The 17,480-nt window shown below is 38.7% G+C and carries 17 protein-coding genes; 12 read left to right on the plus strand and 5 right to left on the minus strand.

Going from position 1 to position 17,480, the window contains the following annotated elements:
• The first annotated feature begins 37 nt into the window (after positions 1 to 37).
• Positions 38 to 3,301, plus strand: coding sequence for a glycoside hydrolase family 2 protein (locus ACSAMO_RS09775; RefSeq protein WP_482490576.1), 3,264 nt, complete (start codon positions 38 to 40; stop codon positions 3,299 to 3,301).
• A 157-nt stretch (positions 3,302 to 3,458) separates the two neighbouring features.
• Here ACSAMO_RS09775 and sleB read toward each other — a convergent pair whose 3' ends face one another.
• The 5 genes from sleB to ACSAMO_RS09800 all read right to left on the minus strand — a co-directional run bounded on the left by sleB (position 3,459) and on the right by ACSAMO_RS09800 (position 7,184).
• Entirely contained in the window at positions 3,459 to 4,115 is a 657-nt protein-coding gene (gene sleB / locus ACSAMO_RS09780) for a spore cortex-lytic enzyme (protein ID WP_337599749.1), read from the minus strand.
• Positions 4,116 to 4,172: 57 nt separating this feature from the next.
• The gene (locus ACSAMO_RS09785) at positions 4,173 to 4,841 is read right to left on the minus strand and encodes a ComF family protein (RefSeq protein WP_117968145.1); all 669 of its coding nucleotides are present in this window, start codon (positions 4,839 to 4,841) and stop codon (positions 4,173 to 4,175) included.
• Position 4,842: 1 nt separating this feature from the next.
• On the minus strand, positions 4,843 to 5,088 hold the full coding sequence (locus ACSAMO_RS09790; RefSeq protein WP_337869881.1) for a DUF6171 family protein: 246 nt from the start codon (positions 5,086 to 5,088) through the stop codon (positions 4,843 to 4,845).
• A complete protein-coding gene (locus tag ACSAMO_RS09795) occupies positions 5,088 to 6,557 on the minus strand; it encodes an alpha-N-arabinofuranosidase (protein ID WP_147514363.1) in 1,470 nt (489 codons plus the stop codon). Before ACSAMO_RS09795 ends, ACSAMO_RS09790 begins: the two co-directional genes overlap by 1 nt.
• A 114-nt stretch (positions 6,558 to 6,671) precedes the next feature.
• On the minus strand, positions 6,672 to 7,184 hold the full coding sequence (locus ACSAMO_RS09800) for a cysteine hydrolase family protein (RefSeq protein ID WP_482490573.1): 513 nt from the start codon (positions 7,182 to 7,184) through the stop codon (positions 6,672 to 6,674).
• Positions 7,185 to 7,317: 133 nt separating this feature from the next.
• Here ACSAMO_RS09800 and ACSAMO_RS09805 point away from each other — a divergent pair, with 133 nt between their 5' ends.
• The 11 genes from ACSAMO_RS09805 to ACSAMO_RS09855 all read left to right on the plus strand — a co-directional run bounded on the left by ACSAMO_RS09805 (position 7,318) and on the right by ACSAMO_RS09855 (position 17,472).
• Entirely contained in the window at positions 7,318 to 7,512 is a 195-nt protein-coding gene (locus tag ACSAMO_RS09805; RefSeq protein ID WP_022228918.1) for a spore coat associated protein CotJA, read from the plus strand.
• Positions 7,512 to 7,772, plus strand: a complete 261-nt coding sequence (locus ACSAMO_RS09810; RefSeq protein ID WP_117968139.1) for a spore coat protein CotJB — start codon at positions 7,512 to 7,514, stop codon at positions 7,770 to 7,772. Before ACSAMO_RS09805 ends, ACSAMO_RS09810 begins: the two co-directional genes overlap by 1 nt.
• Positions 7,772 to 8,422, plus strand: a complete 651-nt coding sequence (locus tag ACSAMO_RS09815) for a manganese catalase family protein (protein WP_499209214.1) — start codon at positions 7,772 to 7,774, stop codon at positions 8,420 to 8,422. The genes ACSAMO_RS09810 and ACSAMO_RS09815 overlap by 1 nt, the downstream gene beginning before the upstream one ends.
• 100 nt (positions 8,423 to 8,522) lie before the next feature.
• Positions 8,523 to 8,696 (plus strand): hypothetical protein, encoded by a 174-nt coding sequence (locus tag ACSAMO_RS09820; protein ID WP_499209215.1) that lies wholly within the window; start codon positions 8,523 to 8,525, stop codon positions 8,694 to 8,696.
• Between the two features lie 215 nt (positions 8,697 to 8,911).
• On the plus strand, positions 8,912 to 9,532 hold the full coding sequence (locus ACSAMO_RS09825) for a hypothetical protein (protein ID WP_499209216.1): 621 nt from the start codon (positions 8,912 to 8,914) through the stop codon (positions 9,530 to 9,532).
• A 94-nt stretch (positions 9,533 to 9,626) separates the two neighbouring features.
• Positions 9,627 to 10,019 carry a hypothetical protein gene (locus ACSAMO_RS09830; RefSeq protein ID WP_499209217.1) on the plus strand — a complete coding sequence of 131 codons (393 nt, stop codon included), beginning with the start codon at positions 9,627 to 9,629 and terminating at the stop codon, positions 10,017 to 10,019.
• Positions 10,020 to 10,214: 195 nt separating this feature from the next.
• Positions 10,215 to 14,582: an S-layer homology domain-containing protein gene (locus ACSAMO_RS09835; RefSeq protein ID WP_499209218.1), complete on the plus strand. Its 4,368-nt coding sequence runs from the start codon at positions 10,215 to 10,217 to the stop codon at positions 14,580 to 14,582.
• A 163-nt stretch (positions 14,583 to 14,745) separates the two neighbouring features.
• Positions 14,746 to 14,907, plus strand: coding sequence for a rubredoxin (gene rd, locus ACSAMO_RS09840; RefSeq protein WP_499209219.1), 162 nt, complete (start codon positions 14,746 to 14,748; stop codon positions 14,905 to 14,907).
• Between the two features lie 111 nt (positions 14,908 to 15,018).
• Complete coding sequence (locus ACSAMO_RS09845; protein WP_499209220.1) at positions 15,019 to 15,546, plus strand: hypothetical protein; 528 nt, start codon at positions 15,019 to 15,021, stop codon at positions 15,544 to 15,546.
• A gap of 29 nt (positions 15,547 to 15,575) precedes the next feature.
• A complete protein-coding gene (locus ACSAMO_RS09850; protein WP_499209221.1) occupies positions 15,576 to 17,123 on the plus strand; it encodes a lectin like domain-containing protein in 1,548 nt (515 codons plus the stop codon).
• A gap of 142 nt (positions 17,124 to 17,265) precedes the next feature.
• Positions 17,266 to 17,472, plus strand: coding sequence for a PepSY domain-containing protein (locus tag ACSAMO_RS09855; protein ID WP_499209222.1), 207 nt, complete (start codon positions 17,266 to 17,268; stop codon positions 17,470 to 17,472).
• The last annotated feature ends 8 nt before the right edge of the window (positions 17,473 to 17,480 follow it).

Consider the following 17,480-nt stretch of genomic DNA (forward strand, 5'->3'; position numbering starts at 1 on the left):
AAAATAGAAATAACATTATAATGGAGGAATTTTGTTTATGAAAGAGGGTAAAGTTTTCTGTTTTCATCACGGCTGGCATTTTCTGCTTGCGGATGAGTTTCCTATGCAAAAAGCACTTGAAAAGCATAAGGATAAAAACGGACGCTGTTTTTATGAACTTGATTATATAGAAGAAAATTGGGAGAGAGTAACTCTTCCGCATACGTTTAACGATACCGATTTGTTTCGTGACAGAATAAAGGACGCCGGCAGCGGTCAAAAACGTACTGCGGTATTTTACAGAAATTATTTGACCGTTCCGAAAGAATATTGCGGTCAAAAGGTACTTATCGAATTTGAGGGAATACGTCAGACGTGCTATTTGTACGTAAACGGTAAAATGGTCGGATATGTCGAAAACGGTGTTGCACCGTTTGGGTTTGATTTGACTCCGTTTATCGATTACGATAAACCGAATTTAATCGCTGTTGCGACTGACAACACCGCCACGCGTGAAACGGATTTTTGTATTGCAGAAACACCGAACAAGCCTGACGTTATACCCGGTTCGTACTTGTTTCCGCAGGACAAAGAGGTCGATAAAGCGTGTGAGGGTGTGGGATATTTTTGGAATTGCAATGACTTCAATCCGTCTGTCGGCGGTATAACAAGACCTGTAAAAATTCATTTTAAATCGCAGATATATTTGACTTTGCCGCTTTACAGCAATCTTATGACAAAAGGTACATATATTTACGGCAGTGATTTTGATATACAAAACGGTACGTCGAAAATAAATGTTGAGTCGGAAATCAGAAACGAAAGCGGAAAAGATGTTAAGGCATATATTGAGATAATCGTAAAAAATATTGACGGCGAAGAAATAACGCGTTTTAAATCGGACGAATGTGTTGTAAATTCAACAAGTGCTAAAATACCGCCGTTGTCAATAACGCCGACAGACGCATATATTGCGGAGATTTTGCCTGATGGGAGAAAGCACTATACAGCGGTTAATGATGAAAGCAAACTCGGCGAAACAGTTACAAAGTCGCTTAACGTAACGGAAGTAAGCGCTGTTTCGGATACAACAAAGCTGAATTTTTGGAGCATATCCAATCCGTTTTTGTACAGAGCGGAAGTAAGACTTTTTGCGGACGGTGAATTGTGCGACGGTGAAGTTATCGAAACAGGTTTCAGAAAGGTCGGTTACGACAAGGATAGGGGTGTGCTGCTAAATGATGTTCCTGTTTGGCTTAGGGGTTACGCACAAAGGGCAACGAATGAATGGGCGGCAATCGGCATTGCACCCGAATGGCTGAAAGACGTTGACGCAATGCTTATAAAAGAAAGTAATGCAAACCATATTCGCTTTATGCACGTTGCAGGCTCAAAAGCAGATGTTCGTTCGTTTGACCGTCACGGTATTGTGTGTACACAACCGGCAGGTGACAAGGAACGTGAGAATTTCGGCAGACAGTGGAAACAAAGAGTTGAACTTATGCGTGATGTGATAATTGCGTTCAGGAACAGTCCGTCAATCCTGTTTTGGGAGGCGGGCAACAATTCGATAAACAAAGAGCATATGGCTGAGATGCGTGCGATTAAAGAAAAACTTGACCCAAGCGGCGGAAGATTTATGGGTTGCCGTACATTGAATACAGAGGACGTTATAGAAGAATCCGAATTTGTCGGAACTATGCTTAACCGCCATGCCGCAAGATTTACCGCAGAGCATGGACCGATTATGGAAACTGAATATTTGCGTGAAGAAGCACCGAGAAGAATTTGGGACGATTTTTCACCGCCTGATTTTGATTATAAGACAAAGTGGGGCGGAAAGGGCGGTCGTAAGCAGGTCGGTATTGATTTTTACGATATGACTTCGGAGGACTTGGCACTTGCTTCGGCTAAAGGCTATGGCGAATTTTTCAATGACAGAATAGGCGGTGCGTCAAAAAAGGATTATTACAGCGGTTGTGCGGCTTTGTGCTGGACAGATTCGGCACAACACGGCAGACAGGCGTACAGTGAAAACGCAAGAATGAGTGGCAGAGTTGACGCGGTGCGTAATAAAAAGCAGAGCTTCGACGTGTTTCGCGTTATGCAGTCACCGAAAAGTGCGATAAAAATTTTCGGTCACCGGAATTATCCTAAAGCGGACGGCGACAATTACAAATACAATGTGAAAAAGTTCAACGGCACATATTGGGAAGAAACAGGCGAAACGGATTTTCGTGACGCACATAATAAGACGGTGTATGTAATCGGCAGTTATGATATTGCGAAAATTGTTTTAAAAGTCAACGGCAGAGAAGTCGGGGTGTGCGATAAAACGATTTACACATTTGTGTTCCCGTTTCCGAATATCGACATAACCGAAAGCGGTGAGATAACCGCATACGGATATGACTGCGGCGGCAATCTTGTTGCAAATGACACGATTAAAACAGTCGGTAAACCGTCACAAATTCACTTAACACTTCACACCGATACAAACGGACTTAAAGCTGACGGCAATGACGTTGCATACGTTGATATTGAAGTAACCGATGAAAACGGCGATATTTGTCCGTTGTGTTATGATAAAATTGACTTTGAATTCAGCGGTGACGGTGTATTCTTGGGCGGATATAACAGCGGTAAATTTGATTTTGAAGATAAGCACGAGAGTGTTATACATAAAAATTACGTCTATGCCGAGTGCGGTACGAACAGAGTGTTTATTCGTTCGACAGAAAATGTCGGAAAGCTAAAGCTAAAGGCGAATATGAACGGCATAACGGCGGAAATTGAATTTGAAAGTGTTGAAACTAAAAATGATACTCTTACGGAATGTACGTTTGACGGAATATACGAAGATTGCAAAAATGACGCAGACAGAGCGGAATTTGAGGCGATAGAAGAAATCGATAAGATTAAGTACATTCCCGAATCCGAGCCTTACTGCAAAATACTTGTGAACGGTCAAGAGCCTGATACAAGGGGAGTAAGAAGCCTTAATAAAAACGGTCGTATATGGGGTGCGGTGATTTGTATTCTTGAACGTCTTAAAACTGAGTGGAGCGAACATTTCGACTTTGAATATAATTCGGACGAAAAAATACTTACACTAAAAAGCGGTGAATATGTCGTTACGGCAGAGTGCGGACGTACTCATTTACTTGTAAACGGAAATGAAAATCTTATGGACGGTGAGCCGTATATTTCGGACAGCGGACAATTCGTTATGGAAGTCAGCGCGATAGCGTCATATATTGACGGCGTAAGTGCGTGGTATGACGATAAAGTAGAAGTTTTCAGAATAGAAACCAAACAATAAAAGACTGTCGGCAAAAAATCGCCGACAGTCTTTTTTAATCATTATCATTATTGTTATTCTTCTTTAATTTTCTGCGGCCGTCTATAACGACCAAAAGCAGAAATATCACAATAAGAACAGTCAATACAATAGCTTTTGCAGACATAATTTATTCTCCTTATTTACAGAAAACGTGTTTTCCGATAGTTTTAATAATAGGTCTTGTACGGATCCATGAACTTGTTGCTGTGGATGGGTTGTAGTAATATATTGCACCGCCTGTCGGATCCCAGCCGTTCAAAGCGTCGCGCGCGGCATTATAGCAAGATGATTGTATCGCTTTGTTAATCTGTCCGTCATCAACGGCGGTAAATGCACCGGGTTGATATACAACTCCTGCGATTGTGTTCGGAAACGAGGAATGACGTACGCGGTTTAAAACAACAGCACCTACTGCCACTTGCCCCTCATAGCTTTCACCTCTTGCTTCACCGTTTATAACCATTGCAAGAAGTGTTGTATCATTAGAATATGAACTTGATGATGAGCCTGTCGGCAAACCTATTTTTGAAAGTGTTGCGGGACCTGAGATACCGTCGGCGGTAAGACCGTTCTTACGCTGAAATTCTTTCACCGCATTGGCGGTACGCCAACCGTATATTCCGTCAATACTTCCGCTGTAATATCCCCAAGACTTAAGCCTTGTTTGAATATTTGTGACTTCCTGACCTTGCGAGCCTATCTTTGACAATGCGAAAACGGTACTTTCGCAAAACACACAACATATTACTGTTGACAATAACATTACCGATATTCGTTTAGATATATGTTTCATAAGAAATCCTTTCTTTCTTGATGTAATATATATCTATTTTTAACGGATATTTTGTTTTTAATACGCAATTATAGGTAATTTTATTTGAACGTGAATTGCAAGCGTCAAAGCACATATTTGCTCAGCACCGTTATTCGCCAATTCTCTTGCACAAGACTGAGCGGTGTTCCCTGTGGTGTAAATATCGTCAAAAAGCAATATTTTCTTACCGTCACATTTTTCTGTGCATTTGAATGCACTCTGAACATTTGTAACACGTTCCGTTCGTACAAGTGAACTTTGCTTTTTAGTTGCTTTTGTGCGGATAAGCAAATCTGTACGCATAGGTATTTTTAAATACTCCGCAACTTCTTTTGCTATAAGTTCGGATTGATTGTAACCGCGTTCCTTTAAACGTTTCTTGTGCAGAGGAACCGGAACGATATAATCAAATGTATCCCATATATCATATGAATCAAGATAATTTTTCATCATATCGGCAAGTAATTTTGCATAGGCTTTGCAATTTGAGAATTTTAAATCAAGTATAACTTTACGCATACTTTTTGTGTATTCAAAGGGGGACATTGTGAAAGCGATATGTTCCGTACCTTGATAAGGTGAGGCGTATGCCGTTTTGTCAAGATTTTCAAAACAGTGACGGCATATGCCGATTTTACCGTTTATAAGGTGAGCGGTGTCGCTCTCTTTTCGTTCGTCACAAAATACACAAATATACTTACTCATATTACCACTTTTTCTTCGGACATTTGCCGTCCGATAATCTCGCTTTTACCTGCATAACACAGCCGCATACACCGCACGTTGAGCCGTACATAAAATCATCGCAGATTTGACAAATATCAAATCTGTTTTCATATACATCACTGCTTACAAGCCGTACACTTTTCATTGAAGTGACTTGCTCAACCATTTTTTGAATATCGTCTTCGGAAAGAACGGTTTTTAATCCGCACCGTTTACATTTTGCCATTACTTTAATGTTATTACACAAGCACTCATTTTAGGCAGCTTGAATGAAAGTTTACCGTTTTCAAGTGATACATCAAACTTTTTCGGCTCAACTGTGTTCGGTGCGTCAAATGTGTTGCAGTCGTTCATATGCTCCGATACAAGAATTTCTCCGTCAGCAACAGAAAATTCACCGTCACGCAAATCAAGCTCCATATCTTCGTCACTGTCAAGACTTGTGTTGCAGATTGAAACAGTCATTTCACCGTTTTTCTTTGAAGCGGAAATGCTGATTTTAGGGAACTTCAAGCCGTTGATTTCCTGTTCTTCGCAGTCATAGTCAACGTCAACTCTTTCGCCGTCCATATGACCTTTCATCATTCTGAACAAGTGATATGTAGGTGTAAGCACCATTTTTTCACCGTCCGTAAGAATCATTGCCTGAAGTACGTTCACCATCTGTGCAATGTTAGCCATCTTAACACGGTCGTTGTGCTTGTGGAAAACGTGAAGTATAAGCATACCGCTTATAACGTCACGCATAGTATTCTGCTGATATAAAAATCCCGGATTAGTTCCGATTTCAACATCAAACCAGTTGCCCCATTCGTCTACGATAAGGTCGATTTTCTTTTCCGGATCGTATCTGTCCATAATTGCAGTGTGAACGTTTATAACTTTGTCCATCTTCATAGCGTTAGCCATAAGCTTATACCAACCGTCATTGTCAAATTCGGTTGCACTGCCTTTGTTTTCCCAAGCACTTTCAAAAGTATAGTTGTGCAGAGAGATACCCTCTGTCATATGACGGATATTCTGCATTAATGTTTCCATCCAACGAGTATCGTCAACGTTCGGACCGCCTGCAATTTTGTAGATTGGCTCATCGCCGTAGTTTCTTATAAATGTTGCATATCTCTTGTATAGGTCGGCGTAATATTCGGGACGCATATTACCGCCGCAACCCCAGTTTTCATTGCCGACACCGAAGAATTTTAACTTCCAAGGCTTTTCGCGACCGTTTTTACGGCGTTCGTTTGCAAGCGGTGAATCACCGTCAAATGTCATATATTCAACCCAGTCACGCATTTCCTGTACAGTACCGCTGCCGACATTTCCGCATATGTACGGCTCTGTTCCGAGCTGTTCGCAAAGCTCAAAAAATTCGTGTGTACCGAAGTGGTTGTTTTCGACAACACCGCCCCAATTTGTATTAACCATATAAGGACGCTGTGATTTTTCGCCGATACCGTCACGCCAGTGATAGTCGTCCGCAAAACAACCGCCCGGCCAACGCAATACCGGTATTTCAAGCTCCTTTAAAGCGTTTACAACATCACAACGCATACCGTTTTTGTTAGGTATGTCCGAATTTTCATCAACATATAATCCTTCATATATACATCTGCCAAGATGTTCGGCAAATTGACCGTAAATATATTTGCTTATCTTTCCTTGATTTCTTGCTGTATTTATTATTGCTTTTGCCATTTCATTTCCTCTCTTTCACATACAAAAAATATCCGTTTTGATTATACTATGACCGAATTTCAAATGCAATATGTTAGAAAAAATACTCTGATATTTAATGTTTTTTTCTGATTTTTAAAGTACTTTTATGAATAAACCTTTCATAACGTCAAGCGATTTTTGATGTATTTCTTCGTCTGCCGCGGCGGTAAGAGATGAGTCGACAATTATTTCGGAATTCGGACAAGCCGATTTTGCCATAACGGCATTTGAAAGTACGCATATGTTGCTCACAAGTCCGCAAAGCTCTATTGTATCGAAGTCTTTGCCCTCAAGATACTTTGCCATTTCAAGCGACGGGAATGTATTTTTTTCAAAACATAGCTTGCCTTTTAAAGCGTCGGCTAATCCGCCGTAAAGCTTGTGACCGACGGTTCCTTTAATGCAATGGGGAACAGGCAGACTTTTACCCTCTGCTGTGGTGAGATAGTCGTCAAAATGAGTGTCTAAAGTATATATTATTTCGTCATTTTGGTATTCGGCGATTTTTTCTAAAATGCCTTTTTCAAGCTCTTTTGCCTTGTCAAAACCAAGACTTCCGCATACAAAATCGTTTTGGTAATCTACTACTATAAGTAATCGTTTCATATTCATTCACTCCTTTTTCATTATTATAACTTAAATCAAGGTATATGTAAATAAATTTCACCTTTATTGGTATAAAATCATACTATATATTACGGATATGTAAATCCGAATTTGAAAAAAGGAGTTGTTATAAATGTCAGAATCAAATAAACCGAGCTGCCCTTATCCGAAGTGCGGTTGTGTCGGCTACGGTTATGTTCCCGTGCAGGAAATGGAAGAAGTTTATGATGATTGTACAGGGCTTATGCAAGGTACGATATTCCCTGAACTTGATTTGAATATGTGTGAATACGGTAAGGTTTGTAAACAGTGGGGAGGCGGTATGTGATGGAATGTTCAAGAGTTGAAATGCTGAAAAAAATTCAGTGCAGTAATTTTGCCGCTTATGATATGCTTTTGTATCTTGATACCCATTCGGACGATAAAAAGGCATTCAGAATGTTTCAGGCGCTTGTTAAGAAAACCAAGGAATTGAAATGTGAATATGAAGAAAAATTCGGTCCGCTAAACCAGTTTTCAACCGCTATGCAGGATGAATTTAACTGGCTTGATAATCCGTGGCCGTGGGAAAAGGAGGCTAATAAGTAATGTTTAGTTATAATAAATTTCTCGAATTTCCGGTAAAGGTTTCAAAACCAAATCCACGTCTTGCAAATGTGGTTATAACTCAATACGGCGGTCCAAACGGTGAACTCGGCGCGTCACTTAGATATTTGTCGCAAAGATATACTATGCCCGATGAAGTTTCAAAGGGGTTGCTTACGGATATAGGCACTGAGGAGCTTGCTCATTTGGAAATTGTCGGCTCACTCGTTGCACAGCTTTCAAAAAATGCTCCGCCTAAAGAGTGGAGCGAAATGGGCTCGTGGGAGTATTATTCGGATAACGGTGCGTCAGTGTTCCCACAAAGCTCGCAAGGCTCACCTTTTAACGCCGCAAGCATCGCCGTAACCGGTGACCCGCTTACAAATCTCTATGAAGACTTGGCTGCGGAACAAAAAGCACGTGCCGTATATGATAACATACTTAAATTGTCAGATGACCCTGACGTTAATGAAGTAATTAAATTCTTGCGCCAGCGTGAAATAGTACATTTCCAAAGATTCGGTGAAGCAATTTTGACTCATTCAAACAGATTTGGGGGATATATAGCGTGTGTGAAAATGCAATTTATAGACATTGAAAATTATAAATTTTTGCTTGAAATATTATTATTGATAAATGTGAGTAGGAGGTGAGGACATATTCTTGGACTATTTTATGCTGATAATCCAAGGCTATATCGCACCCGAGTAGGGGGTGCGGACATATTCTTGGACTCCTAAAGGAGTAAAATAAATGTATACAAAAGAACAGATAGAAATTGCATTAAAAGAATATGAACGCTTAGGTTCTGTTCAAGCGGTCATAAATTTATTGGAATATCCATCAAGTAGTACCCTGTACCGATGGTATGAAAGAAAACTTGTAGAAAAAACAAATTATCATGGTTCGCTTGATAACCATATGTAATTAAGGAAAAAATCATTAATGCACCTAATCATCCTCGTATTCCTGATACAAGTTTAAAATTAGATGCAATTAAGCATTGCTTTTCTCTTGGCGAAGGTGTAGAATATGTATCAAGAGATATTGGTTACAGCCGTACCAGTATATATTCATGGTATCGAAAAATATGTACTGCAACCACCGTAGGAATTATAGGTAGTTCATTTATTACAGGACCAATGCATGCTGCAAGTGCTATTGGTGAATTTGCAAATGTAGTAGTATTAGTAAGGTTTAATGGTGATACACAAGGTGATAACGGCACTGGGTTTAATGAACCGTATAATAGCACCATAACAAATGCACCGAGAACATATTGGGAAAGTTTAATACGTAAGTTTAACGGTGTAAATGACACATTTGCTGGGGGTTCATTTAAAGAATATTTGAGAGATATGTCCGGTGGACAACATATGGTAGAGTCTGTATTTCCTCAGACAAATAGTAATGATGGTACAGTGTATTATTTAACTATGGATAAAACGGTTGATGAATACAAAGGTTCTGTACAGGAAATACAGCTTATTAAAGAAATTGCAAATCAGTTGAACACAAAGTATCCGAATCTTGACGGAAAGATGATAGATAAAGATAATGACGGTGTTGTAGATAATCTTATGATTATAGCATCGGTACAGTCTTATGGACATTTTGTAGCACATGCGACAAATGCAGGAAATGATACGAAACTCGCAGGAAAAGGAATAGGACCATATAATTTGATAGAAACAACATTTAGTGATACATCAGGTTATTATGGATTTAATATTCATACAGCGGCACATGAATCGTCCAAATGATACAAGTATTACAGCATCAGCAGGTTAAATTAGAAATGCACAGGTAGGATTGTCGCAATATCTTGCAACAAGGCAAGAAATAGGAAGTCTTGATTTGGATAAAACAATAACAGATAATGCTATCTGTTATTCAGACGGTCGAAATTCCGGTATACATATTAAAGTAACAGAGCAGACGGCGGATTCAATTAAATTTAGTATTGAATTTCCGGATTATGACAATATGGATATATGGCAATCAGTTTCAAATTCAGACGGAAGTAATCTATTGTCAAACATTATGGCATCGGAAGTAAAAACAACAGCGGATAAAAATAACATGTATGTACTTGCGCAGGACTTTTCATCATCAACTGTAGTAAAGTATAGTGGAGATAAGTGGACGAATCTTGGTAAGTGTTCAACGTCTGCCGGAAATGGAGCAATAGTGATATTTAACAATGAAGTATATGTACTCTTGTCGATTTCAAAGGAAAATGCGAACTGAAAAAATATTCAAATAATAAATGGAATACAGTGTCAACACTGAATATTGGATCAAATAAAATTCAAGCACTTTTATGGAATAACTTAGAGGATATTTCACCACTTTGCAAAGCGGCTGAAATATAAATGATTTATTATACAACAAGGATTTTATATGATTTTATTACAAATATATTATACGAAAGAAGGCGTAAAAATGAAAAATAAACAAATTAACAGAACTCTGTCTTTGCTGCTTTCTGTTGTTATGGTATTGAGCTTATGCCCTTTAATTGCTAAGGTGGAGGGAACAAAACCGAATATCAAAATTGGAGATTATATTAAACTAGGTACATATGAGAATGAACCAATTTTGTGGCGTTGTGTGGACATAGATGACAACGGTCCGCTAATGCTTATGGATAAGGTGTTGGGAAGTATGCCATATGATGCCAAAACCAGCGAGAACAGTGCGACAAGATCCCATAGCCGTAATAGTTTTAGAAGTAGTTACGGTTCCAACCACTGGAGGGATAGCAATATGCGTTCGTGGCTTAACTCAGATGCTGATGCAGGCAAGGTAGATTGGCTTTGTGGCAATCCACCGAAGAGTGATTACGTTGAATATGGAAGTGAATATGACGAAAAAGCCGGATTTTTAAATGGTTTCAGTAAAGCTGAAATAGCCGCTATCAAAACTGTGACACAGCGTTCTATTGTGTCTCATCCGGAGTATAGTGCTGGTTATATAGCAGGACCGGGATCTGATCTTCCGTATAATACAGATATTGCGTCAGTAGCATATGGCTTTGAGAAGGCGTATTATGAAAATATTATAGACAAGGTGTTTTTGCCTGATGTTAAACAACTAAACACAATTTATAATAACAGTAACATACTAGGAAATTACTATCTTGCGAAGAATAAGGATGGGATCAGTTGGACATATTGGCTACGTACTCCGATTACGAATTGTAATCATGATATGAGGTATGTAGAAACTAATGGAAATATTTATCGTGTTGCACCGTACTTTGGACATATCGGTGTTCGTCCTGCATTCTATCTCGATACAGATTATTATATCGTTTCGGAAGGAAATGGCGAAGTGAATTCACCCTATGTCGGTGATGCTGCAGATAAACCCGGAGATGACATTAGTATTTCAGGACCTGATGAGGAAGGTGGAGATGGAGACTGGGATATTGATACAGATCAGAGTATTCAACTAAATCTTGGCCCATGGTACTCATCGGATGGCGAGTATGCAAACTCGACCATACCAGTGCAAGTGATTCAAAAGACACGTAGCGATTTGGAAAACATGGTTATCGTCATTTGTGGTGAGGGCTACACTAAAGATCAGCAGCAGAAGTTTATAAATGATGTTAAGCGAATATGGGCAGGTGTTTTGAAACATGAGCCTTACCGTAGTATGGCAGATAGATTCAATGTTTATGCTCTCTGCACGGCATCAAAGACCAGTGGGTTTGCCAGTGAAAACACATTCTTTGATATAACAATGTCAACAACTAGTAGAAGCCCAATGATATCACTTTATAAGAGTGTGCTGAAAAACCAGATTCTCACACGTTGTATTGGACCTGCATTTATTGAAAAAATTCACGATGCACATATCAAAGAAAAAACAAATCCTAATGAAATAACAATAGGCGACGAATATGCTCCTTATTATTATGTCAATGAATACATCAGTCAGTTCGTTGTACTGTTAAACAGTGGACAATATGGAGGAGCATCAATGAATAATCTTGATGTTGGTCTACATTATGTTACTGCAACGGTAGATAATATACAATCTGAATATACTTTGGCTCACGAATTGGGCCATGGTCTGCTACATCTTGGCGATGAGTATAATGCATATGGTGGAGCATATACAATGCCAGAACAGCAAGATAAACAGTCGTTAAATATAGCAGGGCTAAGGGAAAGTCCTATAACAATAAAATGGAAAGATATGCTAGGCTTTCGAAAAACATATACCTGCCGCGATAGTAATACTTCGAACTCAAGTAACATGGTTAATTCTAGCTGGCAGTGTATGATGAGGACGCAAAATCAGGAACTGTGTGATGTGTGCCAGTTGCAGGGATTTAAAGTCATGAGCCAGTTGATTAAAGATACGGATGACATCTATATAGCAATCCCGGAGGTTAAGTTGTATACCGGCAATTACAAAAATCCTTTTGAGGATTATTCAGCTTATACTGAAGCTGAATATTATGGATATTTGGCCTATGCGAGCGATCGGGCACAACGTCTTTTGAGTGGAACAAGCAAAAATAAGTTTACCAAAGATATGAAAGGTCAGGAGGTTGAACTAAGGACAATCGCTCAGAATCTCTCGGGTATTGAAGAACAAGAGATTACACTACAACTGTGGGTGGAACATGAGGATGGGACAAGGGCCGTCACAGAAAATGGTGAGGAAATTTTAAAGGAGCAAACTTTTACCGTTCCTGTCTGGGATGAAAAGGAAAACTTCTACATCAAGGGGATGAGAAACTATAGTGGTACGGAATTTGATTCAGGTCTTATGAATTGCTCTCTTATATATAAGATTCCGGAAAATGCAGACTTGAAGGATGGGGACACTATTAAGTTTTCAGTAATAGACAAAATGGGTAAAACTTTGGCTGATGATAACACAGAGACACAGAATTATGCAAATGTTACAATTAGCTATCAGCTTGAGGATAGCAACGCAGTTCCAAATACACAGACTGCTGTAATCCCTGTTCCGATTGGTACAAAGATGGATATTGAACCGCCTGAGGAAATGTATGGATACAAATTTGTTAAGGCAGAAGGTTTGGGAAAGATTGTTGGTGATGATGGTCTGAACATTATTTGCTATTATGAGGATCCATCTGTCAAACTACCTGTTGAATATAAAGTGGAGTATGACTGGGGAACAGATTATCCAGATAGTGTGGTTTTGCCTAAAAACGACAAAACTTATCAGAGCGAGGCTAAAGCCTTAGCTGATAAGGATACTACATACACCGATCAGTCAACAATTACCGCTCAAAAAGATGGCAAAAAAGGTGAGTGGACATTCAGCGGTTGGACTGCAAAAGTGGAGGATGCTGTGGTGAAATTCACAGGTAAGTGGACTTTTACTGTATTTGTGGATGCAGCTATTCCTGCTGACATCAAATTGGTGAGTGCAGAATATGAGACGGGTTATAAAGCTAACGCGTTGAACGGAAAGACTACGGTCAGCGATAATGGTGTGCTATCTTATCAGTGGTATAAATCTGACGCTGTAGGCAATTTCAATGGAACAGCTATTACCGGACAAAACAGCGAGACATTTGTGCCGGATACGAGCAAAGAGGGAACCTATTACTATTATGTAATTGCTACTAACACCAAGGCAGATGCAACAGGTAAAAAAACTGCCAGTGTCACAAGCTCTATGGCAATTATCAATGTTAAGGAATCTGTCAAATACACCGTAGTTTATGATTGGGGAAGCGATTATCCAACAGATGTAACAGTGCCTAAAGATGATACAAAGTACGAAAACATAGAAAAAGCCAAAGAGGCGGTAAAAAATCAGAAATATGATGAGAACTCAACATCAACAGCTGAGAAGAACAGCAAGAGTGGCAAATGGTCATTCAGTGGATGGACTACAGCGGTAGAAGGAACAACGGTAAAGTTTACTGGTGTATGGACATTTACAGAGAATGCCATACCTGTAGTAACCAGAAAGCCAAGTTCAGGCGGTTCGGGGAGCTCTGGTAGTTCTACATATAATATCAAAGTGTCACCAGAGATTACAAATGGTTCTCTTTCAGTCAATCCAAGCCGTGCTTCAAATGGTAAGAAAGTGTCAGTCATTGTAAAGCCTAACAATGGTTATGTATTGAATTCTGTAATAGTCAAAGATAGTAATGATAAGGAATTTGCAGTTACAAAGCAGTCTGATGGCACTTATACTTTCATTATGCCATCTAGCAATGTAACGGTTTCGGCTAAGTTTGACACTGAGCTAGCGAAAGATGTTGTAACAGAAATTGAAAAATCAATCGAGTTTAAAGATGTAAAGAAGGGTGACTGGTACTTTGATGCCGTTCAGTGGGCAGTTAAGAATAACATAACAGAAGGTAGTGGAAAAGATACTTTCAGTCCTGATGTGATTTGCACACGCACACAGATGGTGACTTTCCTATGGCGAGTAGCAGGTAGTCCGGAACCAAAGATTACGAAGTGTGATTTCAGAGATGTGGATAACAGTGCATATTATTATAAAGCAGTTCTTTGGGCTGTTGAAAAAGGTGTCACAGTCGGTACAAGCGATACAACATTCTCACCAAATGAAAATGTAACTCGAGGACAGACGGTTGCGTTCCTATATCGTGAGGCAGGATCACCGTTTGAAACCGGAGAAGACGTTTTCAATGATGTAAATAGTAATGATTATTACTTTAAGGCTGTATCATGGGCGACGAAGAACGGTATCACAGTCGGTACAGGCAATGGAAAATTCGAGCCGGATATGGACTGCAATCGTGCTCAAATTGTAGCAATGCTATATCGTACCCAACGATAATTTTGCTAATTTGCTTTTCATTTATATTCGAAAGATGTGGAAGAAATGACTCATATCTTTCGATAATATGTTGGAATTGCAGTAGATATAGTTGTTAAATACTTAATACGATATATGATTTTTCAATATATAACATAATAAATAAAGAAATGGGCGTAGATTGATGAAAAAGTATGAATGTGAAGTATGTGCATACGTATATGACCCGGAACTGGGTGATCCTGATGGTGGCATTGCACCAGGTACAGCGTGGGAAGATTTGCCGGAAGATTGGGTTTGCCCATTATGTGCAGTCGGAAAAGAGCAGTTTCGGGAAGTTGAATAACTAAGTAATATTTCTGAACTGACAGTTGAAAGTGGAACAATAGAATTACAATCACTTACAGCTGCGAAAAACGGATTCAAGCTAAATGTTCATAATGGTGCTAAGCTAAATTTGAAAAATATATATAGACCTGTCGTATCTGATTTTAATGGTGGCGGAACAATCGTAATTTCAAATTCTGATATGTTGACTATTACAGGAAGTGTGACAGGAACAACTGCATTTGAAACAGCAGGAGGATTCGGAGGCGAGTCTGGAATTGCACAAGCAGGGCATACATATATAACAGCTCCTAATTCTAATGAAAATTCTGAAGAAGGAAACGGTTCGTTAATTGCTATAACGGATAGTACTGGAAATTCTGTAACAATGATAAATGCCGGCAGTTTTTCGGCTAAAGCAGTGATTCCAACCAAAACAAATAAATCAACTGTTATGATTGCAAAATACAATGGTGATGAGTTGAAGAAGATAAGAATATACAGCGCAAATGTAATAACAAATGAAAATTATACAGTAAAAGAAACAGATAGTATTTCAGTTTCTGAAAATAAAGTATCAAATGGAGTTAGGATAAAAGCATTTATATTTGAAAATTTAGAAAATGTAAAGCCATTATGCAAGCCAGAAGAGATTTAACATTATGAAATAGAAAGAAGGAAATAGTGATGTTAAAAATAAAAAATATTTTAACCTGTGCCATAAGCATTTCCTTGTTTTTAATGTCATCAACAGCTGCTGATGCAACACAAACAGCGGAGGATTTGCGAAATAGTGACATATCAAAACTAGTGAAACAATCAAAATTTGACTCGAGGGATTATGGCATTGTTACTCCGGTTAGAGATCAAGGGGATACTTCGCTTTGCTGGGCGTATTCTACAGCAAGTGCATCAGAGACATCAATACTTAGAAGTGGTATTGATAAAAGTGTAGATAAGAGTTCTCTATCACTTTCCCCGCAACAGATTGGATATGCAAGACATAATCGAGGAAGTGACCCTCTTAATAATACAACTGGTGAAATAACAAGCAGTTCAGGAAATTGGAGCTATGCAGGTGGAGGCACTAAATATGCCGCGGCTTTGCTTTCTACATGGTGTGGGCCTGTTAAATCCGATAAGGCGTATAATGTGAATGGTTGGAGTAATGCCGCCTATAAGTTGGAAAGTGCAATATCTGTTGATGGTAAGAATCTTAATAAGGATGCGGCGGCAAGAGAAAAAATGAAACGAGCTATAGTCAAATATGGTGCAGTTACATTTTCGTATAATAATGTGAGAGAAGCATATTATTATAATCCAAGCAAAGAAAGCGGAAGTTCACCGCATGCTTGTACTATAATCGGATGGGATGATACCATTCCGGCAGAAAATTTTTATCCGAGCAAAACAACAACTGACGGAGGATGGTTGGTCAAGAACAGCTATTCTTCGTTGCCTTACTTTTATCTGTCTTATGAAGTAACCTGTGAACAGATATATGCTTTTGATTATGTAATGAATGATAAGTATGATAATAACTATTTTTATGATGCGTCAGCAACTGATAGTGGCATAGGAAGTCTTTTGAAAATTAAACAGGCAGCCAATGTATTTAAAGTCAAAGGAGATACTGAAAATGAATGGATTAAGGCAGTAAGTGTAGGTATTGTTGGAGAAAATACTGATTGTACGGTTGAAGTTTATAGCGATGTACAAGACGGAAGTTTTAATCCTCAAAATGCAAAGCTTGAAACAACAAAGACAGTTTATCTTGAATATGGTGGATTTAATTGCATTGAACTTGATAAACCTGTAGAAGTAAAAAAAGGCAGTACATTTGCAGTTGTTGTTAAAGTCAATAACGCGTACATAACGCTAAGTGAAAATGAGGGGGAATCTTATGTATACCGCGGAGGTTGGACACCATCACAGGCAGTGAGAATAAAGGTATTTACCAAAAACGATGAAAAAAATCAGAATTCTATTGAGTTTATGGATGAAGGACAAGTTAAGGTAAGAGGAAATGGTGGTATAAAGCAGTTAATTATCACCATGTCCGAAAATGAAGAATTAAAAGATTTTTATGTTGAATCTATAAATTTTGATGAGAATAAAGAAAAAATAGTGACATTGCCATCAGGATGGATAAGGATAGAAAATATACGCTATAAAGCATTTCTATGGGATAATTTTGAGAATATATCTCCTGAGTGTTCAGAGATAGAATGGTAGAAAAAAGAAAGGTGGCAATATGATATTTCATCGCATAAATATTCCGACAGTTACAAATACGATAGGAGAACCTGGAAAACAAGATTCGACGCAGAATAGTTAAGACCATATTCAACAAAAACAAACTGATGAAAATAAAGAATTGAATATAACACTTGAACAGGCAAAAGATATAGCGTTACAGAAGGCAGGTGTATCTGAGCAAGTATATTTTAAAGAAGCAAAGTTGGATTTTGAAGATAGAAGATGGGAATATGAGATTGAATTTGTAAAAGACTATATAGAATATGAGGCAGAAATAGATGCTCGAACAGGTGTATTCTACAAATGGGAAATTGATAGAGATTAATAGAAATG

This window comes from Ructibacterium sp. SJQ-7 (genome assembly GCF_054696575.1).